Annotated in this window: 22 protein-coding genes; 8 read left to right on the top strand and 14 right to left on the bottom strand. The window is 60.5% G+C overall.

Annotated elements, in window-relative coordinates:
• The first annotated feature begins 85 nt into the window (after nucleotides 1-85).
• Nucleotides 86-1,231 carry a lytic murein transglycosylase gene (locus Q1A51_RS06930; protein WP_299598305.1) on the top strand — a complete coding sequence of 382 codons (1,146 nt, stop codon included), beginning with the start codon at nucleotides 86-88 and terminating at the stop codon, nucleotides 1,229-1,231.
• A gap of 156 nt (nucleotides 1,232-1,387) precedes the next feature.
• On the opposite strand, the gene Q1A51_RS06925 is transcribed toward Q1A51_RS06930, so the two are convergent.
• The 5 genes from Q1A51_RS06925 to Q1A51_RS06905 form a co-directional block, all read right to left on the bottom strand.
• Nucleotides 1,388-2,011 carry a hypothetical protein gene (locus tag Q1A51_RS06925; protein ID WP_299598307.1) on the bottom strand — a complete coding sequence of 208 codons (624 nt, stop codon included), beginning with the start codon at nucleotides 2,009-2,011 and terminating at the stop codon, nucleotides 1,388-1,390.
• Between the two features lie 9 nt (nucleotides 2,012-2,020).
• Entirely contained in the window at nucleotides 2,021-3,055 is a 1,035-nt protein-coding gene (ruvB, locus tag Q1A51_RS06920; RefSeq protein ID WP_299599663.1) for a Holliday junction branch migration DNA helicase RuvB, read from the bottom strand.
• 39 nt (nucleotides 3,056-3,094) lie between these two features.
• Nucleotides 3,095-3,754, bottom strand: coding sequence for a Holliday junction branch migration protein RuvA (gene ruvA, locus Q1A51_RS06915; RefSeq protein ID WP_299598310.1), 660 nt, complete (start codon nucleotides 3,752-3,754; stop codon nucleotides 3,095-3,097).
• Complete coding sequence (gene ruvC / locus Q1A51_RS06910; RefSeq protein WP_299598313.1) at nucleotides 3,751-4,254, bottom strand: crossover junction endodeoxyribonuclease RuvC; 504 nt, start codon at nucleotides 4,252-4,254, stop codon at nucleotides 3,751-3,753. Before ruvC ends, ruvA begins: the two co-directional genes overlap by 4 nt.
• Nucleotides 4,255-4,357: 103 nt before the next feature.
• Nucleotides 4,358-6,550 (bottom strand): primosomal protein N', encoded by a 2,193-nt coding sequence (locus Q1A51_RS06905; protein ID WP_299598317.1) that lies wholly within the window; start codon nucleotides 6,548-6,550, stop codon nucleotides 4,358-4,360.
• An 89-nt stretch (nucleotides 6,551-6,639) separates the two neighbouring features.
• Between Q1A51_RS06905 and fsa the strand changes: the two genes are divergently transcribed.
• The 5 genes from fsa (at nucleotide 6,640) to Q1A51_RS06880 (ending at nucleotide 10,690) form a co-directional block, all read left to right on the top strand.
• Complete coding sequence (fsa, locus tag Q1A51_RS06900) at nucleotides 6,640-7,293, top strand: fructose-6-phosphate aldolase (RefSeq protein WP_299598320.1); 654 nt, start codon at nucleotides 6,640-6,642, stop codon at nucleotides 7,291-7,293.
• Between the two features lie 283 nt (nucleotides 7,294-7,576).
• Complete coding sequence (locus Q1A51_RS06895; RefSeq protein WP_299207583.1) at nucleotides 7,577-8,284, top strand: DUF484 family protein; 708 nt, start codon at nucleotides 7,577-7,579, stop codon at nucleotides 8,282-8,284.
• Nucleotides 8,281-9,201, top strand: a complete 921-nt coding sequence (locus Q1A51_RS06890; RefSeq protein WP_299598324.1) for a tyrosine recombinase XerC — start codon at nucleotides 8,281-8,283, stop codon at nucleotides 9,199-9,201. Before Q1A51_RS06895 ends, Q1A51_RS06890 begins: the two co-directional genes overlap by 4 nt.
• A gap of 116 nt (nucleotides 9,202-9,317) precedes the next feature.
• Nucleotides 9,318-9,899, top strand: coding sequence for a cytochrome P460 family protein (locus Q1A51_RS06885; RefSeq protein ID WP_299598327.1), 582 nt, complete (start codon nucleotides 9,318-9,320; stop codon nucleotides 9,897-9,899).
• A 101-nt stretch (nucleotides 9,900-10,000) separates the two neighbouring features.
• A complete protein-coding gene (locus Q1A51_RS06880) occupies nucleotides 10,001-10,690 on the top strand; it encodes a CDP-alcohol phosphatidyltransferase family protein (protein ID WP_299207575.1) in 690 nt (229 codons plus the stop codon).
• On the opposite strand, the gene Q1A51_RS06875 is transcribed toward Q1A51_RS06880, so the two are convergent.
• The 7 genes from Q1A51_RS06875 to Q1A51_RS06845 form a co-directional block, all read right to left on the bottom strand.
• Complete coding sequence (locus tag Q1A51_RS06875) at nucleotides 10,687-11,136, bottom strand: methylated-DNA--[protein]-cysteine S-methyltransferase (protein ID WP_299598331.1); 450 nt, start codon at nucleotides 11,134-11,136, stop codon at nucleotides 10,687-10,689. The genes Q1A51_RS06880 and Q1A51_RS06875 overlap by 4 nt on opposite strands.
• A gap of 177 nt (nucleotides 11,137-11,313) precedes the next feature.
• Nucleotides 11,314-12,459 carry a substrate-binding domain-containing protein gene (locus Q1A51_RS06870; RefSeq protein WP_299598334.1) on the bottom strand — a complete coding sequence of 382 codons (1,146 nt, stop codon included), beginning with the start codon at nucleotides 12,457-12,459 and terminating at the stop codon, nucleotides 11,314-11,316.
• 85 nt (nucleotides 12,460-12,544) lie between these two features.
• Nucleotides 12,545-13,672 (bottom strand): ABC transporter permease, encoded by a 1,128-nt coding sequence (locus Q1A51_RS06865; protein WP_299598337.1) that lies wholly within the window; start codon nucleotides 13,670-13,672, stop codon nucleotides 12,545-12,547.
• Complete coding sequence (locus tag Q1A51_RS06860) at nucleotides 13,669-14,430, bottom strand: ATP-binding cassette domain-containing protein (RefSeq protein WP_299598341.1); 762 nt, start codon at nucleotides 14,428-14,430, stop codon at nucleotides 13,669-13,671. The genes Q1A51_RS06865 and Q1A51_RS06860 overlap by 4 nt, the downstream gene beginning before the upstream one ends.
• Nucleotides 14,431-14,535: 105 nt before the next feature.
• Nucleotides 14,536-15,585, bottom strand: a complete 1,050-nt coding sequence (locus Q1A51_RS06855) for a substrate-binding domain-containing protein (protein WP_299598344.1) — start codon at nucleotides 15,583-15,585, stop codon at nucleotides 14,536-14,538.
• A gap of 26 nt (nucleotides 15,586-15,611) precedes the next feature.
• Complete coding sequence (locus Q1A51_RS06850) at nucleotides 15,612-16,634, bottom strand: ABC transporter permease (RefSeq protein ID WP_299598347.1); 1,023 nt, start codon at nucleotides 16,632-16,634, stop codon at nucleotides 15,612-15,614.
• The gene (locus tag Q1A51_RS06845; protein WP_299598350.1) at nucleotides 16,621-18,147 is read right to left on the bottom strand and encodes a sugar ABC transporter ATP-binding protein; all 1,527 of its coding nucleotides are present in this window, start codon (nucleotides 18,145-18,147) and stop codon (nucleotides 16,621-16,623) included. The genes Q1A51_RS06850 and Q1A51_RS06845 overlap by 14 nt, the downstream gene beginning before the upstream one ends.
• Nucleotides 18,148-18,274: 127 nt before the next feature.
• Between Q1A51_RS06845 and Q1A51_RS06840 the strand changes: the two genes are divergently transcribed.
• The gene (locus tag Q1A51_RS06840; protein WP_299598353.1) at nucleotides 18,275-19,306 is read left to right on the top strand and encodes a LacI family DNA-binding transcriptional regulator; all 1,032 of its coding nucleotides are present in this window, start codon (nucleotides 18,275-18,277) and stop codon (nucleotides 19,304-19,306) included.
• A 58-nt stretch (nucleotides 19,307-19,364) separates the two neighbouring features.
• Here Q1A51_RS06840 and Q1A51_RS06835 read toward each other — a convergent pair whose 3' ends face one another.
• Nucleotides 19,365-20,078: a DNA helicase gene (locus Q1A51_RS06835; protein WP_299598356.1), complete on the bottom strand. Its 714-nt coding sequence runs from the start codon at nucleotides 20,076-20,078 to the stop codon at nucleotides 19,365-19,367.
• A 295-nt stretch (nucleotides 20,079-20,373) separates the two neighbouring features.
• Complete coding sequence (locus Q1A51_RS06830) at nucleotides 20,374-20,895, bottom strand: AAA family ATPase (RefSeq protein WP_299598359.1); 522 nt, start codon at nucleotides 20,893-20,895, stop codon at nucleotides 20,374-20,376.
• Between the two features lie 100 nt (nucleotides 20,896-20,995).
• Between Q1A51_RS06830 and Q1A51_RS06825 the strand changes: the two genes are divergently transcribed.
• A complete protein-coding gene (locus tag Q1A51_RS06825) occupies nucleotides 20,996-22,228 on the top strand; it encodes an MFS transporter (protein WP_299598362.1) in 1,233 nt (410 codons plus the stop codon).
• The last annotated feature ends 13 nt before the right edge of the window (nucleotides 22,229-22,241 follow it).

Genomic DNA, 22,241 nt, shown 5'->3' with positions numbered 1-22,241 from the left:
ACCGCCGATAGACCCACGCGGTCTTTGCACAACCTCCTCCACAGGCTACCCTCTGCTCAGCAGTCAATAAAAAAACAGGCAACCCATGCATCTCACCCGCAGAACTGCCCTTCTCGGTCTTGGCGCCGTGACCCTCTCCGCCTGCGCCACAACCACCACGGCGACACGCATCGGCAGCAGCAGCACGGGCCTACCAGCAGACCTGCGCCCCACCCCCAACGCCGCCTACGACGCATGGGTCGCCAGCTTCCGCGGCAGGGCCGCGAGCGCAGGCATTTCGCAGTCCACGCTCAACGCAGCGTTCCGTGGCACCGGCTATCTCCCGGGCGTTGTGCGGCGCGACCGCAACCAGACCGAATTTACCCGCACGCTCGAAGACTACCTGTCCATCGCCGCCTCGGACGAACGCGTGTCCAAGGGCCGTGCCGCCTATGCCCGCCACCGCAGCACTCTGAACGCGGTCGAGGCGCGCTATGGCGTACCCGCCAACATCGTGACCGCGATCTGGGGGTTGGAGAGCTTCTATGGCGAACGGCGCGGCGATGTGCCGGTGATCTCGGCCACGTCCACCCTCGCGTTTGATGGGCGCCGTGGGGCCTTCTTTGAAAAGCAATTGATCGAGGCGCTGCGCATCCTGCAATCGGGGGATGTGAGCCCGGCCAACATGACCGGCTCCTGGGCCGGAGCCATGGGGCACACACAATTCATCCCCACGTCTTACCAGGCCTTTGCGGTGGATTTCACTGGCGACGGGCGGCGCGATATCTGGTCGGATGATCCAAGCGACAGCCTTGCTTCCACCGCTGCGTATTTGTCGCGCAACGGTTGGCAATCGGGCCAAAGCTGGGGACGCGAAGTGACCGGCGACGCTGCGGGCACCGTGATCCAGCCCCAACCCGGTGGACCACGCTTTGCCGTCACGCGCAATTTCCGGGTCATCAAGACTTACAACAACTCCGACAGCTATGCGATTGGCGTGGGCCATTTGGCTGACCGCATCGCTGGCGGCGGTCCCTTGCGTGGCAGTTTCCCGCCCGACCGTTACGGGCTGACCAAGGATGACCGCGTCGATCTGCAACGCCGCTTGACGGCACAAGGGTTTGACACGGACGGTGCAGATGGGGTTTTGGGGCCAAAGTCCCGTGCGGCAATCACCGCCTACCAGACCAGCCGCGGTTTGCCGGCCACAGGCGATCCATCGGTTGAGTTGCTGCGGTCATTGGGCGGCTAAACCGCGCCGCCCGTCCTCGGCACCAGCATGGGCCGCGCGTGGTTAATTTCTGCTTGTGCGACAGTGCGTTACCACAAGCCCTTGAAAGGGCGCGTGGATCACGGACCGATTGAAATCCCGTGGATTGACCGAACAGGCTGTCCCCGCGGGGACAGATCAACTTGCTGTTGTAACGCGCGCACTCAACCGCAACGCATGGGATGCGTCATTGGCCGCAACTGGCATCACCGGGTCATAGGCCGCCCGGATCAACGTCGCGATGTCGGGCCGCAACACCGTCGCCTCCCCCGCCACAGCCAGCGGCGATCGGTCCCGGAAGGCCAAATCGGACCACAGCAGCATCGACTGCACCACCTGGCTCAGGGCCAGCGTCTCCGCGGGGACCTTGCTCAGATTCTGGTCCATCCGCAGGAACACAAAGCAGGCCTTGATCGCCCCCGCCTCATCAAACCGGAAGATTCGATATTGGTTCGCGTCGGCCCGTTGCAGCCGCGCCACCAACGGCTCAAGATCGGGTACAAGCCTGTCCAACCCCGGAACCTCGGGCAACTCGGCCCAGTCGGAAAAGAAGAACCACATGAAGTTCGACCCCAGTTCGGGATCCGTCTCAGCCGTCTCGTGCCCGGCCAGCTGGCACACCGCCTCAACCGCGCCCTTGATCGTGCCAAGGGTTTCGTCCTGCACCCCAAACACCACAGGTGCAATCGGACGACCCCAGCGGGCAAAGGCATAATCACCGCTTTCCCGCCTGAACAGCGCTTCAATATCATCTGCTTTCATATGCATATCCTAGTCGAACAGGTCGCCCGATGATTTCGGCGCCTCAAGCCCCAGATGCCGCCACGCCCGCTGCGCCAGCATCCGTCCCCGCGGGGTCCGTTGGATCAGACCCTGCTGGAGAAGATAGGGTTCGATGACCTCTTCCAAAGCATCGCGGCTCTCACTCAGCGCAGCACTCAGGGTTTCGACGCCTACAGGGCCACCGCCATAGTGGTCCGCCATGAGTTGCAAGTACCGACGATCCGCACCATCCAAACCAAGATGATCTACCCCAAGACGCGTCAGCGCGGCATCCGCCAACTCCCGCGTCACCCGACCATCCCCGTCTACCACGGCAAAATCCACGACCCGGCGCAGCAAGCGTCCAGCAATCCGCGGCGTGCCGCGCGCACGACGGGCGATCTCGCGGGCGCCGCCTTCATCGGCAGGGGCACCGAGGGTGCGGGCGTTGCGTTCAACAATCGTGAACAATTCGTCTTCGGTGTAGAACTGCAACCGAGTCGGAATGCCGAACCTGTCCCGCAAGGGCGTCGTCAGCAGACCCATGCGGGTGGTGGCCCCCACCAAGGTAAAGGGCTGCAACTCAATCCGAACCGTCCGGGCGGCCGGGCCTTCACCGATCACGAGGTCTAGCTCGAAATCCTCCATCGCGGGATAGAGGACCTCTTCGACCGCCGGGTTCAGACGATGAATCTCGTCGATGAACAACACATCACGCGCTTCGAGATTGGTCAGGATGGCAGCCAGATCACCGGCTCTGGCCAGCACCGGGCCGGAGGTCATCCGAAAGTTGACGCCCAACTCGCGCGCCATGATCTGCGCCAACGTCGTCTTGCCCAGACCGGGCGGGCCGTGAAACAGTGTGTGATCCATCGCCTCGCCCCGCTGCTTGGCGGACTGGATAAAGACACGCAGGTTGGCGCGGGCCTCGGCCTGCCCCACGAAATCCTCAAGAAGCTGTGGACGCAGTGCACGGTCGAAACCACCCGCATCATCGTCAGGCAAAGGCGCTCCGCGCAGGGTGGGATCAGAGGCGTCGGTCATCATCTTCCTTCGTAAGGCGGACGTGTCGTCCGCCCACCCCTACCCTTTCGGTGCCAGAAGTTTCAACGCCGCACGGATCAGGGCGGGCGTGTCCGCGCCCGGGTCCTCTCCGGCAGCTTGGGCCACGGCGGCGGCCGCATCGGACGGGCCGTAGCCAAGATTGCCCAGAGCCGAAAGCGCATCCGCCTGTGCAGAGGAGGGCGGAGCAGAAGCTGGCATGGGTTCAATCACCTCGGCGGCAGCTTCGGCAACGGCATCGCCGGTTGCTTCGGCCACCGTGCCGCCCATAGCCATGACCGACGGAGCCTTGTCCTTGAGATCCAATACAATCCGTTGCGCAATCTTGGGGCCGATCCCCTTGGCCGCTTTCACCGCGTTCCAGTCGCCCAAGGCGATGGCACGGCTGGTACCGTCCGTCCCAAGCGTGCCGAGGATGGCGAGCGACGCCTTGGCCCCCACACCCTGCACGGACATGAGCAGGCGGTGCCATTCCTTTTCCGCAAGCGTCGGGAAGCCAAAAAGCTGCATCAAGTCCTCGCGCACCACGAGGTCTGTGAACAGCGCACAGGCCTGACCTACCGGTGGCAGCGCCGCCAGCGTCCGGTCCGAGCAATAGACTATGTAGCCCACGCCGCGCACGTCGATCAGGATGTGATCACTGGCTTTGTAGTCAATCCGACCCGAGAGTTTTCCGATCATGCACGCGCCCTCGCAACGGCAGCGGCTAGCCCCTGCCCCGCACCGTGATGAGCGTGACAGATGGCAATGGCCAGCGCGTCGGCTGCATCCGGGCCCGCAATGTCGACGCCGGGCAGTTGCACCCGAACCATATGTGCCACCTGCCGCTTATCGGCATGGCCCACGCCCACAACCGTTTTCTTGACCGCGTTCGGGGCGTATTCGCCCACCGACAACCCTGCACGCGCCGGGGCCAGCATGGCGATGCCCCGCGCCTGCCCCAGCTTCAAGGTGCCTGCGCCATCCTTGTTCACAAAGGTCTGTTCGACGGCTGCCGCCTGCGGGGCATGGTCGGCGATCACGGCGCTGAGTTGGTCAAACAGACTGAGCAGGCGCAAGGACAGGTCATCGCCCGTCGAATGGCAGATGCCGTTGGCAACGTGGCGCAAGCGCGGACCGTCGCAATCGATGATCCCCCAACCCATGTGGCGCAAGCCAGGGTCGATCCCCAAGATTCGCATGATGTGCTGCCCTCGCCCGATTTGTTTTGGCTTTTGCCTGTCAGTAGCACGAAACGCGAACATCCGCCAAGAGGTAAGGCGCACGTGCCGTGCGCCGTGTCCGTCAGTAAAAGCTTTGCGGATCGATATCGACAGCCAGCCGCAAGTCACCCCTGAGCCGCAGCTGCCCCACCCATTGCGCAATCGCCCCTTGCAGCGCGACACCCTTGCCCGCTTTGACCAGCAGCCGCACCCGGTGCCGTCCACGAACGCGGGCAATGGGCGCAGGCGCAGGGCCAAAGACCTGCGCGCCCACTCGGGTCAACGGGCTTGTGTTCCGTGCCAATGCGTTTGCGGCGTCGAACACTTGTGCGACGTCCGGACCGCTGAGGATGATCCCCGCCATCCGGCCATAAGGCGGCACGCCTGCCGCCTCGCGTTGCGCGGCCTCAGCCCGCCAGAACCCTTCCTCGTCCCCCGCCAGAATGGCGCTTATCACCGGGTGTTCCGGTTGATAGGTCTGCAACAGTGCCGTGCCCGGCTTTTCTGCACGGCCCGCCCGGCCAGCCACTTGCCGCATCAGTTGGAATGTCCGTTCCGCGGCACGTAGGTCTGACCCTTGCAGGCCAAGGTCTGCATCGATCACACCCACCAGTGTCAGGTTCGGAAAGTTGTGCCCCTTTGCCACCAGTTGCGTGCCGATAACAACATCAGCAGCGCCTTCGGCGATCCCTTCGATCTCGGCCTTGAGCGCGCGGGCCGAGCCGTACATGTCCGAGCTGAGCACCGCCACGCGGGCGTCTGGAAACAATTCGACCGCTTCCTCACCCAGTCTTTCGACACCCGGGCCGACGGGGGCCATCCGATCCTCGGCCTCGCAGGAGGGGCAGACAGTTGGCATCGGTTTCGTCTCGCCACATTGGTGGCACATCAGACGCTTGAGAAACCGGTGTTCGACCATGCGCGCATCGCATTGATCACAGCCCACCTGATGTCCGCAGGCACGGCACAGCGTGATCGGGGCGTAGCCGCGCCGGTTCAGAAACAGCATGGCCTGTTCGCCTGCCGCCAGCCGCGCCTCGACCGCGCGTTTCAGTTCTTCGGAGACCCATCGGTTCGAGGGTAGTTTTTCAGCCCGCATATCGATGGTTTGCATCGTCGGCATGACCGCGGGCCCAAAGCGCGCTTCGAGGTCCAGCCGCGTGTACTTGCCACTTTCAGCGTTCGCCCAGCTTTCGAGCGACGGCGTGGCCGAGGCCAGCACCACCTGCGCCCCGAGCAGCGAGGCCCGCAGCACGGCCATGTCGCGCGCGTTGTAGAGTACCCCGTCTTCCTGCTTGTAAGAGGTGTCGTGTTCCTCATCCACGACGATCAAGCCGAGGTTCTGATAGGGCAGGAACAGGGCTGAACGCGCGCCGATCACCAGTTGCGCATTGCCCTGGCCCACCATGCGCCAGATACGCCGCCTTTCGGTCATGGTCGCACCCGAGTGCCATTCGGCGGGGCGCGCACCGAACCGTTCCTCGACCCGTTTGAGGAATTCGGCAGTCAGGGCGATTTCCGGCAGGAGGACAAGCGCTTGCCGTCCTGCGCTCAGGCAGGCGGCGACAGCTTCGAGGTAAACCTCGGTCTTGCCCGATCCGGTGACACCTCGCAGGAGCGTTGTTCCGTAAGCACCGGATTGCACGGCCTTGGCGATATGCCCTGCTGCCCTTGCTTGATCCTCCGTCAACTCTTTGCCCGGTCGGGCGGGGTCCATGGGCGGGAATGGCAGATCACGGGGGCTGTCTTCCTCGGCGACAGCGCCTTGCTTCACCAGCCCCTTGATGACGGAGGATGTGACGCCCGACAGCTCTGCGAGCTCTTTAAGTGTGAATGACAAATCACCGTATTCGCTAAGGAATTCTAGCACGCGGCGGCGAGCATCCGTCATCCGATCGGGTTCGGATGGACCGCGGCGGTAGACCTTGCGCATCGACGGCGGATCGCCCAGCCCCGGTGCGCGGGTGGCGAGCCGCAGCATGGCGGGCATGGGTGTGAGCGTGTAAGCTGCGGCCTTTTCCAGAAAAGCGCGCATCTCGTCCCGCATGGGGGCGGCGTCCAGCACCCGCAGGACTGACCGCACCTTGTTGTAGTCATAGTCGCCCTTGCCGGGTCCCCACACCACGCCCAGCACTTTGCGCGGGCCAAGTGGCACTTCGACGAAGGCGCCCAGGTGACAGCCACCTTCGGGCGCCTTGTAGTCAAGCGCCCGGTCCAGCGGCTGCGTGGTCATCACGGCCAGCAACGCGCCTTCGTCATAAAACGAGGGCGTCATGTTAGCGCCAACATATGAGGGGTTCAGTCTTCACCCGCCATGAGGTAAAGCCATCACAAGCAAACGCCAAGCCATCAAGGGGACCGCACATGAAATTCTTCGTAGATACTGCCGAGATTGATGCCATCGCAGAACTCAACGACCTTGGAATGGTCGACGGTGTCACCACGAACCCTTCGCTGATCCTGAAATCAGGGCGCGACATTCTGGAAGTGACCAAGGAAATCTGTGACCTGGTCGATGGCCCTGTCAGCGCGGAAGTGGTCGCGCTGGAAGCCGACGCGATGATCGCTGAGGGGCGCAAATTGGCCGAGATCGCTGAAAACATCACCGTCAAGCTGCCGCTGACATGGGACGGGCTGAAGGCCTGCAAAGTACTGTCGGGCGAAGGCAAGATGGTCAATGTCACGCTCTGCTTCTCGGCCAACCAGGCGCTGCTGGCGGCTAAGGCCGGGGCAAGCTTCATTTCACCCTTCATCGGACGGCTGGATGACATCCATATCGACGGTCTTGAGCTGATTGAGGACATCCGCACCATCTATGACAATTACGGGTTCGAGACGGAAATCCTTGCCGCATCGATCCGGTCCGTAAACCATATTCAGGATTGCGCCAAGATCGGTGCCGATGTCATCACCTCGCCCCCGGATGTCATCAAGAAGCTGGCGAACCACGTTCTGACGGACAAGGGCCTTGATGCCTTTATGAAGGATTGGGCCAAGACGGGTCAGAAGATCCTTTAACTCAGATCTCTCTGGCCCGTCTCAGCATCACCCGAAGCGCATCCGGTCCCAAGGGAAAAATCTCGGGTCCGGATCCGTGAGTGGTGGCTTCGCGTGTGTGTTCCATGGGGCGGATATGGACGGACAAAAATTCCCGTTCACGGGGAGAAAATCATGCCCCTTCCCCGGTCGTAGCGTCACTTGGCAACATCACGCTGCCTTCTGAACAATTATTCCAAGTTCAGGGCAGATTTCGCGAATCCGCTGTGTTATGGAAGCGGCCAAGAAAAAGAACAGGTACGGTATGAGCAGCCAGCCCAAGATTGACGACGCCCTGCGAGAGGCGATCATTACGCGTCCGGACGTCATTCTGGACGACAAGGATTTGATGCATGCCCTGATCGCCGCGAACGAACGTGCGATGGGTGGCAACATTGTCGATCTGCGTGGACTGGCGATGGAACGGCTTGAGGCGCGATTGGACCGTCTTGAGGATACGCACCGTTCGGTCATTGCTGCCGCCTATGAAAACCTGGCCGGAACCAATCAGATCCACCGCGCGATCCTGCGGATGCTGGACCCGATGGAATTCGAACCCTTCCTGCGCGATCTGGGTGGGGAAGTGGCGGAAATTCTGCGCGTGGACGCCGTCAAACTGGTGCTCGAATCCGTGCAGAACGACAACGACCCTGCCGTTCAGCGCCTGGGCGAAGTCCTGAGCGTAGCGGAACCCGGTTTCATCGACGACTACCTGACCGATGGGCGTGGCGGCAATGTGCGGCAAGTCACCCTGCGCCAAGTGCAGGACGCGGATCCCGAAATTTATGGCGACGACGCAACCTGGATCCGATCTGAAGCGTGCTTGAAGCTCGATTTTGGCGATGGCCGCCTGCCCGGCCTTTTGGTCATGGGTGCCGAAGACCCGCACATGTTTGGCCCGCAACAAGGCACCGACCTTCTAGCCTTTTTCACCGGGGTCTTCGAACGGGCCATGCGGCGCTGGTTGGGATGAGCCTGATTTCCCCCGCCGCCCGCGACGCGCTGGAAGGTTTTCTGGCGCATCAACGTGCGATCAAGGGGGCGGCCGAAAACACCGTCACGGCCTATGGCAATGACATCACCGAATTCCTTGCTTTCATGACCGAGCATTCGGGCCAGACACAGGGCCTTGGGGCCTTGGCGCGCATTGATACGCGCGACATGCGCGCATGGATGGCCCGCACACGCGCGGGCGGGGTCGGCGCGCGGTCGCTGGCGCGCAAGCTGTCTGCGGTCAAGGCGTTCTACAAGTGGTTGGCTGCGCGGGAAGGGTTTGAACCCACTGCGGTACTCAGTACGCGGGCTCCGAAATTTACCAAAAAGCTGCCGCGCCCACTGGACGAGTCGGCGGCGCGCGAGTTGTTGGACATCACCCCACTGCAATCGGACAAGCCGTGGATCGGAACACGAGATACCGCTGTTCTGACCCTGCTTTGGGGCTGTGGATTGCGCATATCCGAGGCCTTGTCCCTGACGGCGGGTCAAGCGCCCCTGCCCCAAGTCCTGCGCATTGTGGGTAAAGGCGGCAAAGAACGGATTGTGCCGGTGATTGATGCGGCCCGTGACGCTGTTGAGGCGTACATGTCCGCCTGTCCTTATGACCTGCCCGCTGACGGACCACTTTTTCGCGCTGTTCGCGGGGGTGCACTGGCCCCGCGCGCCATTCAGAAGGTGATGGCCAATGCCCGCATGCAATTGGGTCTGCCAGCCAGTGCGACACCTCACGCCATGCGCCACAGCTTTGCCACGCATCTGTTGAATGCGGGCGGCGATTTAAGGGCCATTCAGGAACTTCTGGGCCATGCGTCGCTCTCGACCACGCAAGCATACACGGCGGTCGATACGGTTCGGCTGATGGAAGTCTACGCCAAGGCCCATCCGAAGGCGTAGGCGCCCCACCCTCACGGTAATGTGCATAAAAGGTGATCGCCCCTAGGCTATGCGCGGGGCCGTCCTTCCGTCAGCATGCCGTGGCATACAAAATCAACACGGAGGGGACGCGGAACATGCTACGCAAGCTAACATACGCAGCCGTTTTTGCGATAACTGCTGGAGCCGCCAGCGCAGAAGAATGTACAGCCATTACCGTTGAGGACGCTTTTGACCTGACCGAGGATCAGATCGGCGTTCTTTACGACTGCCTTCAGGAAAAGATGGCAACCGGCTATGCCAAGGAAGGTGACGAGATCGGTTCGAACTACCGCAGTTGGGCCGCAACGGCATCGCGCCCAGCCGTGGCTGGACCGCATGGCAACCGCCTTCTGAACACATATGCCAATGACGTGGCCGCCGAACAGTATCTGAAGTTCGAGGAAGAAGGCTTTGAAATGCCGGTGGGGTCGATCCTGGCCAAGGAGTCGATCACGGTTTCGATCAAGAAGAAGGCCGCGCGCCCTGGTCCGCTGTTCATCATGACCAAGGTGGGTACTGACGAAGCGCCCGACACCGCCGGATGGCTTTATGCCGGGCTGCAACCAAATGGCAAGGTGATGAAGGTCAAGCAGAGCTTCTGCCATGACTGTCACGCAGGCTGGGAAGCGCAGGACTATCTGGGTTACCCCCTCGAAGAAGTGCGCCTGGGCCAGTAGCCGGCACACGGGCTATTTTTTGGCCTTGCACCTGACCGCGCCGACCCCTTCGGCGCGGTTTTGCATTTGCAACCCTGCGCATCATGCAGCATGACAGGCAAATGACACTGCAAATGCGCGCGTTGAGCGTTCACCTTCTGACGGCCACCGGCGCCGTGTTCGCAATGCTGGCCATGCTGGCTGCCGTCGAGGCGAAATGGGACCTAATGTTCCTGTGGCTTGTCGTGGCCTTTTTCGTGGATGGTATCGACGGCCCCCTTGCCCGGAAATACAATGTAAAGACCAATGCGCCCGAGTTCGACGGCGTCTTGCTTGATCTGATCATTGACTATCTGACCTATGTTTTCATCCCGGCATTTGCGCTTTTTGCCTCGGGCCTTATGGCAGGTTGGACGGGCTGGGTGGCCATCATCCTGATCACCTTTGCTTCGGCCATGTATTTCGCCGACACCCGCATGAAAACAAAGGACAATTCGTTCTCGGGCTTTCCGGGGTGCTGGAACATGGTTGTGCTGGTCATCTTTGCCCTTGAGCCGAATTTCTGGGTCTCGCTGGCCCTTGTGAGCGTGCTGGCTGTCGGGATGTTCCTGCCGATCAAGTTCATCCACCCGGTGCGGACCGAACGCTGGCGTTGGTTGAGCTTGCCGATGGCGCTGGCGTGGACCTTCTTTGCCGGTTGGGCGGCGTGGGTCGACTTCCACCCCGAAAGCTGGGCGCATTGGGGTCTGGTGATCACGTCACTGTATCTGGTCTTTGCCGGTATGGCGCAGCAGTTAATCCCGCAACGCTAGATCAAGTACCCGCCTTCGTGGCGCAGAAGGGCCACCTTGGTTTCAACCCCTCCTGCCCCGGAAAACCCGGTCAGCCCCTTCGCCCCCATCACCCGGTGGCAGGGAATGATGACGGGAATGGGATTGCCACCGCAGGCCTGACCGATGGCCTGAGCAGGCACCCCGAGCGTCTTGGCAATGTCACCATAGGTCATGGTCTGGCCAAAGGGGATCTTGGACATCTCGGCGCAGACATCCCGCTGCAGTTGCGAGCCGCGCACGGCGATTGGCAGATCGAATGTCTCCAACTCACCGGCATCATAGGCTTGCAGTTGCGCGACCGCGGCGTCCAGCGCCTCTGAGCGATCGGCACAGCCGGACACGCCCCATGAGACGCGAATGATGGCGCCCTGATCCTCGGTTACTGTCAGGTCCCCGAATTGGGTATGCACGTCCGCCTGTTTCATGCGTGTAATGTGGTGCAGTCAGGGACGTCTCGCAATCCGAAGCTTGCGGAAACCTCACGTTAGAGGGCACTGACCCTGGTACGTTGAGAGTAGGTAGGCGGAGATGCGCCCTATGGGCCACACGCCGTCAACGTGAAATGTGCGCGCCACCCCGAGAAGGGATGGCGCAGAGACTTGTTATCGCTTGAGCGCGCCGACACCCGAGAAACGGAACGCTTCCTGTTCCAGCGCGTCGATCTCTTCCGCGCTCATCTGATCATGGGCCACGGTGATCCGGCCCAGGAAGACGAAGGGCAGCTCATCCGCGCGATCCTCAAGATCAGCCTTGATGGCTTCGGCCGTTGCGGCGCCCACGTCGTCCCCCATACGCATCGGTGTCGCATCCAGCTCGCCACGGCGAATGGCGTCCAGCTCAAGGCCCGTGCCGCCCCAACCGGTCGAGAAGATCTCCTTCTCTTTGCCAACTGAAACCTGCGCCTCAACCGAGCCCATCGCCATCGCGGTGTTCGCGTTGTGGATGATCGTGGCTTCCGGATAGGATTGCAGGATCAGCGATGTGCCGGCAAAACCACCTTCGCGCTGATACTCGCCATAGTGTTCATACACCGTGGTCCAGCCCGCCTTTTCTTCGACGCAGGCTTTGAAATCACCTGAACGCTGGTTGTCGGTGATTCCGGGGATGCCGCGGTTCATCGCCATGGTCACGCCTTCGCCCAAGCGCCCGATCATGTAGTCGCACATGGTCAGGGCACCGGCAGCAGACGAGAAATCGAACCATGCTGCAGGTTGATGCGCGAGGTCTTTCAGCGGGGTGTGGAACGCCCAGACATAGGTCGTCAGGTCGTCTTTTTCCGCCGCCAGTTTCGCGATGTTGTCGCCCTGAATGGCCAGTTCCGACGGGCCAAAGACGACATAGTCATAGATGTCTTTGTCCAGCACCACCTGGTTGGCATAGGTCGTTTGCAGCGAGTGTTCGATCTGGCGTGACGCAAACTCGGTTGTTTCGTACTGAATGCCCAGCTGGTCGAGACGCTTGGTCATCGCCAGATAGTTGCGCGCCCAGAAGTCAGAAGTGTCCGACGAAGGGTAGATCAGGGCGATCTGAATGGGCGCTTCTTGCGTCCCGCTGAACTTCACCGCTTCGCCGCCAACGACGGCTTGCATGGCTTCCAGCTTGCCTTCGGCGTTCACCTCGTCAGGCACCCAGTGGTCGCGCTCTGCGATATCCGGCAGTTCCTTCAGCGGCAGGGTTGCGTGGCCGTCGGCCAGTGCCATTCCGGTCATCGCTGTTGCCACGAGGGCTGTGGTTGCTAAAAATCTCATCTTGGTTCCTCCCTTTGCAATGAGAGCGGGGCCATCGGCCAGGTCGGGGCTGCACCCTCGGCCTGGCCACCCCGCATTGGCCGGTTTATCCGCTTGGTGCGATATCCCCGGCAAAGACGCCTCCGATAGCCAAAAGGGCTATCAGTGCGCCGATCAGTAGCGCAGAAAAGCGCACCAATTTCTGACCTTCGGCTGTTTTGAGATCGGCAAACCAGCCGCCTGCACCATCGCGGTCCTTCTTCTGGATCCAGGCATAGAGCGCGACCGAACTGATAATCACAAAGCCCGACGCTACCGGCTGCCAGAAAAACTCGATGCGCAGCGTCACCAAAGCGTTCAGCATCATGGCAAGCAGCAGCACCCCCGAGAACGATCCGATGATGGACGCGCGGCCACCGAACAGGGATGTGCCCCCCACAACCACCGCCGCGATGACGTGCAGATTGAAGAACGGTGCCATCGTCGCCTGAATGGCGTTCTGTTTGCCGGTCAGCATCAGACCCGCAAGCGCGGCGCAGGCTCCGCACAACACATAGGCATAGACCTTGTGACGCTTCACGCCGATGCCTGTCAGTTCCGCCGATTCCGGGCTGGAGCCGATGGCGACCGTGTAGCGGCCAAAATGCGTGCGTTGCAGGATGTAGTAACCCGCCACCATGGTCAGAATGCCGATCACCGCCGGTGTGGGGATGAAGAACGGCGTCTGACCACGACCCATTTCCGTCAGGATGTCGGGGAAACGTGCCAGAACCAGACCTTTGGCCAACAGCAGCGCAAGACCTTTGTAGACAAGGTCCATTGCCAGTGTGCCGATCAAATCAGGCACGTTGAAGCGCGTGATCACAAGACCGTTGATCAGGCCCAGAAGGGCCCCGATGGTCAGGGCAATCGGAATGCCGACATAGATCGAAAAGCCGTATTGCTTGACCAGAAACGCCATGATGATGGCCGAAAGCACGGCCACCGACCCAACGGAAAGGTCAATGCCGCGTTGGGTGATGACAAAGGTCATCGCCATCGCCATCGGCATATAGAGGGCCGCGTCCTGTAGGATCAGCTCAAGATTGCTGATCCGATAGAACCGATCGGGCGAGGCTACGGCCATGAACAGAAAGATGGCGGCAATCATTGCCATCGGCGCGATGACCGCCATGTACGGCTCAAGCCGTTCGCTCAGCGGTGGCTTGTAGTCTGTGTCAACTGCGGTGTTCATGCGGCGTCCTCCTTGGCACCAACGATCATGCCCAACACTTCCTGGGTCGAGCTTTCAGCGGTGAGTGCCACGCCCACGCATTGGCCGCGGCGCTGCACGTGAACACGGTCCGCAACCTCGAACACATCATCCAGCGAGTGGCTGATCAGGATCACCGCCAAGCCTTGGGCTTTCAGTGCCTTGATCAATTTCAGGGTCCGCGCGGTTTCCTGCGGACCCAAAGCGGCGGTGGGTTCGTCCATGACCAGAACCCGCAGCCCCTCGTGATAGACGGCGCGCGCAATGGCAACGGCCTGACGTTGGCCGCCCGACAGGCTGTCGGTGGGCGCATCCAGCGACTTCAGGCGCACGCCCAGACGTTCCATCAAAACGCGCTCGGTCTCCGATCGCATCTTCTTGTTGTCGAGCACGGTGACGCCCAACACCTTCTTGGTCAGTTCATTGCCCAGGAACATGTTGGCGGCGGGATCAAGGTGGTCGGCCAGGGCCAGCGTTTGATAGACGGCGTCGATCCCTGCCCTAGCTGCGTCTGCGTGGTTGGAGAACTCGACTTTTTCGCCGTCGATATAGATGTCGCCCTCGGTCGGCTGGTAGACGCCTGTCAGCACCTTTATCAGGGTCGACTTCCCGGCGCCGTTGTCGCCGACGATCGCCAGCACTTCGCCCGCATAGGCGCTCAGGTCGACATTCTGCAGCGCGGTCACGCCGCCGAACCGTTTGGTTATTCCGCGCATCTGCACGAGTGGCGTATCAGCCATATCTCTTTCCTCCGGTGGCTCGGATAGATCGGGCTGCGCACGCGCCCAAAATATTCGGATTAAGGTGCGGGGCCAGACCTTGCCGTCCGACCCCGCGGGGGAGAACTATTTGCCCCAGATCGTGGCGTAAGCGTCCCGGTAGGGGATGTCGGGGTCGAACTGGTTGCTGTCGCCCAACTTGGCCAGACCTTCCGGCGTCACAAGCGCAGGTGAGGTGACATAGCCCGAGCACGCCTCGCCCTGGATGGCGCGGTTCAGCTCGTCCACCAGTTGCCAGCCTTGCAGGTTCAGAGGCTCGGCCACGGTGATGGCTTGATAGCCGTTGGACCGGATACGCTGGAACGCAGCCTCTGATCCGTCACCGGCGGAACCGGCTTGCGGGCCTGCATCAGGCGCAAGGCCCGCAGCGGCCAGCGATGGTCCCATGAAGTCAAAATACAGGTCATTGATCGCCAGCGCGTGGGTCCAGCTTTCACCGTATTTCTGCAGCAGCGACGTGGTCAGGGGGCCCATGCGGGTCGATGTGTCCGCAATCGGCGTGTCCACGTATTCCAGCACCTTGCCGCCCGCTGCTTCGACCGTCTCTTTCAGCCGGTCGGCCTTGTCGATAGCGATCTGGTACGTGCTGTCGGTGAAGATCACCACGCCAATCTCTTCGCCCGCAGCCTTGGCATCATCGATGGCCCATTCGGCGGCCACTTCGGACACCGTCATGGCGTCGGTCGATACGTTGGCAAAGATACCGCCAGGCGCGTCACATCCGATAACGGGGCCGGAGTGCCAAGCAACCATGGGTACATCTGCAGATACCACGCCTTCCAAGGCGGCCTGCTGTTCCACGGCGTCAAAGCCGTTGATGATGATGCCGTCGGCCTTCAGCGCCAGCGCTTGACCAATCGCGGCTGTACGACCCTGAATAGAACCGGCGCCGTCCAGCACGCGAACTTCCCAACCGATTTTCGCTGCGGCCTCTTCAACACCTGTGGTCACGCCCAGGATACCGCCGTTTTTCAAATCACCTGCAACGACAACGATGGATTTGCCGTCCGCCGCTGCGGGTCCGGTGGTTGGGCCATCCCAATCTGCTGCCAGTACCGGCACGGCAGTCATCATTGTCGTGGCCATCAATCCGGCCATGAATGTACGTTTTTGCATAGTTTCCTCCCTTTGCAATTTTGTGCTCAGCGCTTGTCTGCACCTTTTTTGCGCTGAGCGTATCCTGCGATGCCGATGGCAACCAGCAGGGTAACTCCGTTAAAAAGCGGCTCGACCCAGAAGGAGCCGCCGAATTGTTGAATGCCTGAAATACCCACGGCCAGAATGACGACACCCACAACGGTGCCCCAGACATTGACCCGTCCGGGTTTGATCGTGGTTGAGCCCAGGAAGGCCCCAACGAGCGCGGGCAGCAGGAACTCGAGCCCCACCGACGCCTGTCCGATCCGCAGTTTCGCGGCCAGCAGCACACCGGCCAGAGCGGTCATGGAGCCGGACGCGACAAAGGCGCCAATCACGTATTTCCGCGTGGGAATGCCGTTCAGCTGTGCTGCCCGCTGGTTCGCACCAATGGCATAAAGGTACCGACCCACAGGCGTGTATTCGAGGACGATCCACATCACGACCGTGATCACGACCAGGTAGTATGCGGTGATGGGCAGGCCAAAGACGAAGGTGGTGTTCAGGGCATAGAACCCGTCGGGCAACAGCCCCACCATCTGCCGACCGCCCGTGTGCCACAGCGCCAGCGCATAAAGCACTGTACCGGTGCCCAGCGTGGCGATGAAACTGTCAATCTTGGCGACCTCAACCAGCAGCCCATTCAGGAACCCGGTCAATGCCCCCAGCAGAAGCACAATCGCAACGGCTATGGGCCACGGAAGGCCCAGCATGGTTTGCAGGCTGATGGCAAGGATGTGCCACAGAACGATACCGTAGCCCACGGTCAGGTCGATCCGCCCCGCTGCCATGGGGATCATCGCCCCAAGCGACAAAAGCGCGATGATTGCTTTGTCCGAGATGATGGACCGCAGGTTCAGCATCGTCGGGAACGTATTGGGCAACAGGACCGAGAACAGGCCAATCAGGAACACTGTCAGAATGACCAGACCGTAGACCGGCAGGAACCGCATCAGACGCTTGCCCATGGGCAGTCCTTTGAGTTCGGCCTTGGTCGGCTCGAGTGCGCTGGATTCAAGCGACTGCATTCGCACCGCCCCCTTCTGTCTTGATATTCCCGGCCGAAGCCGACTGGATCAGGTTTTCAGTTGTCAGCCGTGTGCCGCTGAGTTCATCGACAATCGCCCCTTGGCTAAACACGATGGCCCGGTGGCAAATTGAGGCGATCTCTTCGAAATCGGTGGACATGATCAGGATCGCGACCCCGTCACCAAGCGCACGGTTAAGAAGTGCATAAATCTCGGATTTGGCCCCCACGTCCACACCCGCCGTCGGATCCTCGCAGATCAGAAGTTTGCGCTTGGTGGCAAGCCAGCGGCCAATGACGACCTTCTGTTGGTTGCCGCCAGACAGCGCCTCGATCGCGAGGGTCGGATCATTCGGTGACAGGCCCAACTCGGCCCCGATGATGGCGGCCTGTTCGGCTTCGACCCTCGGGGACAGCATGTTGAGCAGTTTGCGGCCAATCCCATCGGGGTTGAGAAAGGTGTTTTCCCGGATCGAAAGGCTCATGGCCACGGACTCTTCGGTCCGGTCCTTGGCGACCAGCCCGACACCGGAATGCAGCGCTTTCTGCGGGTTCGACAGGTCGGGTTGCACCCCACCCAGCGTCACCTCTCCATCGAAGGGCACAAGTCCAAAGAGCGCACGCGAGATGGCCTCGTGCCCTGCACCACGCAGGCCCACAAGGCCCAACACTTCGTTCTTTTGCAGATCGAAATCCAGTTTCTGCATCCCCGCCACTTCGAAGTTGCGCAGGGACAGCACCGCTTCGCCAATCGCATCCGTCGCCTTGACTGTTTCACGGGTCTTGCGGCCTACAATTTTCTGCACCAGCTCTTCGGGCGTGGTGTGGTCGATGCTGCGCACGCCCACCATCGCACCGTCGCGCAACACGGCCACGCGATCTGCGATCTGAAAAATCTCGTCCAAGCGGTGGGACACATAAATCATCCCGACGCCCTTTTCACGCAGGGGCCGGATGGCCGCGAACAGCCGCTCCACCTCATCCGCGGGCAGCGATGCGGTGGGCTCGTCCAAAACCAGAAATTCGCTGTCTACAGCCAGCGCACGGGCAATCGCCACCAGCGATTTCTCGGTCCGTGTCAGGTCTTCGACCCGCGCGGTCGGATCAAATTCGGCGTCCACCTTGAGGAGCGCTTCCACGGCAAAGTGTTCGACATCCTTCCAACGGATCAGCCCATTCTTGCGAGAGAAGCCCAGAGCGAGGCCGATGTTTTCGGCCACCGTCATCCACTCGATCAGGCCAAGATCCTGGTGGATGAAGGCCACCTTCTGCCGCTCGCCAAACCCTGCCGGTTTGTGCTGGTACGGCTCACCATCAATCAACACGCGGCCAGCGTCTGCCGTATGGATGCCACCAAGCACTTTGATCAGGGTCGACTTGCCTGCACCGTTCTCACCCAGAAGGGCAACGATTTCGCCTCGCCCCACCGTCAACGAAACATCCTTGAGCGCATAGGTGCCGCCAAAATGCTTGTCGATGCTGTCAAAAAACAAACCTGACTGCAGGTCTGGCATGGCGTCTCCTCCGGGATGCCGGGCCCCAACCTCCCCGTTGAGTTACCCGTAACATTCCGCTAGCATCAGGTCAGAGCACACGCTCTGTCAAGGCTTAAGTTACCCGTAACGTAAGATGGCGTGAAACGTGGAAAAGAGCAGTAAAAACAATAAAGTAAGCCTGTCTGAGGTCGCACAGGCTGCAGGTGTGTCGAAGATGACTGCCAGCCGGGTTTTGCGTGGTGAAGGTGGGTATTCGGAAAAAACGCGTGTCAAGGTGATGGAGCAGGTCGACGTCCTTGGCTACCTACCGAATCGTTTGGCAACCGTGTTTGCGGGCGATCAGAACTCGACCTTTATCGGCGTGTCGATCCCGGATCTGGGAAACGAGGTTTTTGCCCAGGTCCTCGAAGGGATCGACCGCAAGTTGGGCACCTTTGGATACCAATCCGTTCTGGGGCTCACGCAGCACACCCAGCAAGAGGAAGAAAACTGGATCAGGACGGTTTTGTCGTGGCAACCGGCGGGCCTCATTCTGACCGGTCGCTACCACTCGCCCCGCGCGACGGACATGTTGCGGAACGCGGGTATTCCTGTGGTCGAGATTTGGGATTTGAACTCCAGCCCCCTCGACATGAGCGTGGGCATCAACCACTTCGACAGCGGTTTTGATATGGGGCGCTACCTGACATCGCTTGGCTATCAGAATATCGGTTATGTGGGGACGTCGCATGACACCGCGAACGCGGCAACTGAGCGACTGAATGGCTTCTGCAAGGCGGTCGAGGGTGCCGGCGGAGCAGTGGTAAAGCAGCTTTGCCTGCATGATACAGCCACCTACTACCCGGGCTTTTACGGAACAGAGCAGTTGCTGGCCGCCGCCCGCGATATCGAGTGCATCTTTTATCAGAATGACGCGATGGCCTTTGGCGGTTTGCAGTATTGCGCGGCCAAGGGGCTATCGGTGCCGGATGACATTGGTATTGCCGGATGGGGTGACCTGCCGATTGCATCGGTGATGAACCGGCGCCTCACCTCGTGCCACGTGTCACATCTGAAGCTCGGCCAGAAAGCGGCCGAGATGATGATGGGGCGCCTGACGGACGAACCCGTACCGACCTGCACCGATATTGGCTTTCGCCTGATCCCCGGATCGACGGTTCGCAACAGCGGGGTTTAGCGCCACATTGGACGGCACGGGTATTCGCTGAATGCCCGCACCGCCCCTTGCGGTTCGACTACGCGGCCCGATCAACCTGAACCTTACCATTGTGCAGGAAGCAGACTTTGTCGAAGGCCGACAGATTAAGTGGGTTGGGCAAACGTACATCTGATGCGTCCGGCATGGGTTTGCCGCTCAGGTCGAACGATCGGTCGATTTGTGAGATCACCACGCAAATCGCACCGGTGGCCTTCACATAAGTCCGCAGTGAAGCGATCTGGTCCGGCAGGTTTGGATTGGTGCGCCTTTGATCAAGGAGTTGAAGGTAGTCAATTACGGCCACAACAGGTGTGTGGCAGCGCTCAAGCCGGCTGACGACATAGCCGCCCGATATTTCATCCGACGTATCAACTTCCACGGTCTTCTGCGCAGATACCTGGTCAATGCCTAAATCTGCAAACCGATCTGCAACGGCTGGCTCGTGGTAATCGAGGGTAAAGAAAAACCCCTTCCGGCCCAGAGTTGCTGCCATTGATGCCAATTCCAGGCCAAGAAGCGTTTTGCCGTGTCCGGGCCGCGCACCCAGGAGCATGAGGTCGCCTGCGTGGAGCTGGGGCAAGACGATTTCGGCGGCACGCCCTTTTGGCAAGGATGAAGTCAGATGCCCCCAGCTTTGGAAGCCTTCGGAAGTTGCGATCTGGTCCAGCGCTTTGTTCAACGGCGTACCAGTCTGGCGGGCCAACAGTTTGGCCTGTCGCTTCAAATGATAGACAGGAGCGGAAATGTGCATCTTTAGTCCTCCTCTTTCGAGCTGCTTCCGCAATCCCTCCTTATGCACGCGCTCGAACGAGACAGGTTAAAATGACTTCGCTCTACATGACAAATGCTTCCCAGATGGAGGGTGGAGGCCCGAGCAAGGCCTGATCCAACTGTGTCCCAACAGATCGCAGAATTCAACATCGTAAGGGTGCTCGACTGGGACATCATGCAGCGCATGAGGCAGACCTTGGGGTTGCTGCGGCCAAGTCCGTTCTGATCACTGTTGCGCGCGCAAAAAACCCACCGGACCTTTCCGCGCAGATTGCTTACAAGCAATGCTCAAGGATTTGATCCACCACCTCATCAAGCGCTGCGGTGCCATCGATGACGGTACCAAACGCGGGGATGTCCTGTTTCGTTTTGTGCAGTGTCAGGATGTACTCTTGCTCCTCCGTCCGCCCGCCGAACGCGTCGCGATCGCGTAGCGCAAGCCGTCGTTGCAAGGTTTCTTGATCCACGTCCAGCACAAAGACAGCATCAAACAAATGGATGACATCGGCGTAGTTCCGGGAGCCACCGCAGAAAAATGACATTTCAGAACCTTTGGATGCCGCTTGAGATCTGACCTTGTCCACATCCCATACATGCTGGCCATGTATCCATGCCGCGCGCTCGACACTGCCCTCGGGACCGGCTTCGGCCAACGACGACTGTTGTAAGCGTGTTTCGTCAGGGATCAACTCTCTGTCGCCGTCAAGCGCATGATATCCGCGCCTGCGCAGTTCGTGGCACACAGACGTTTTGCCGCTGCCCGAGACACCTTCGATCAGATAGTTACGTTTCCCCATGCCTACGACATATCCTGTGATGCGGGGATGAAAAACACATGTGCTCCCGCGCACATACCATGCCCTCGCCAAGGCCGTGCAAAAGGCGTAATGGCAGGTTATGGCCCAGCACATTACCCTTGACGACGCAAGCAGTCTGCCCGCTTGGCGTCGGCCCATTGCGCTTTTGTTCCTGATGGCTTTTGCCATGCCCATCGGGTTCTCTGTCTGGCTGGCGCTGCTGAACAACTTTGTTGTGGATGCAGCCAACTTTGACGGGGCCGATATCGGTCTGTTGCATGCGATCCGGGAGATTCCGGGCTTTCTGGCCGTCGGTGTCATCGTCGTCATCATGTTCATGCGCGAACAGGTACTTGGGCTGATGTCACTCGTGATGCTGGGCGTTGCCACCGCCCTGACGGCGCAGTTCCCGCAAATGGGTGGTATTCTGGCACTGACCTTTATCAGTTCGATTGGCTTCCATTACTACGAAACGGTGAACCAGTCGCTGCAATTGCAGTGGCTGCCCAAGGATCGCGCCCCGCAGATGTTAGGCTGGCTGCTCGCTGCCGGATCAACGGCCACGTTCCTCGTTTACTTCGTCATCATGGTTCTGTGGGAGCCTCTTGGGCTGACCTACAGCGTTGTCTACATGGTTGGTGGCGGGATCACGGCGGCCATCGCAGTCTTTGCCATGCTGGCCTATCCCCAGTTCGAAGCCCCTACTCCGCAACTGAAAACCTTCGTGTTGCGCAAGCGATATTGGCTGTACTACGCCCTGCAATTCATGTCGGGCGCACGGCGGCAGATCTTCATGGTCTTTGCAGGTTTCATGATGGTCGAGAAATTCGGCTTCCAGGTGCATGAGCTGACAGCGCTCTACCTTATCAACCTGATGGTCAACATCCTGGTTGCACCGGTTCTGGGGCGCATTGTGGCACGCTTTGGCGAGCAAAAGGCGCTGGTGTTTGAGTATACCGGGCTTGTGTGCGTGTTTCTGGCTTACGGCGGTGTCTACTTCATGGGGTGGGGGTTGATGATCGCTGCCGCCCTCTATGTTCTGGACCACATCTTTTTTGGGTTGGCGCTGGCGCTCAAAACCTATTTCCAGAAGATCGCGGACCCGGCAGACATCGCGCCGACGGCGGCCGTGGCCTTTACGATCAACCATATCGCTGCCGTGGGCCTGCCGGTACCATTGGGCCTTTTGTGGCTATTGTCGCCCGGGGCGGTGTTTCTGCTGGCTGCAGGCATGGCCGCAACGTCGTTGTGCCTCGCCCTGCTCATTCCGCGCCACCCGGTGCCTGGCCATGAAACCCGACTGGGCGTCAAACTGCCCGCCCCTGCAGAGTAGCGCGCCACTTGCC

Source organism: uncultured Tateyamaria sp., from assembly GCF_947496075.1.
GTDB lineage: Bacteria > Pseudomonadota > Alphaproteobacteria > Rhodobacterales > Rhodobacteraceae > Tateyamaria.
The sequence above is the reverse complement of the archived record's forward strand: the minus strand, read 5'-3'. Positions and strand labels throughout refer to the sequence as shown.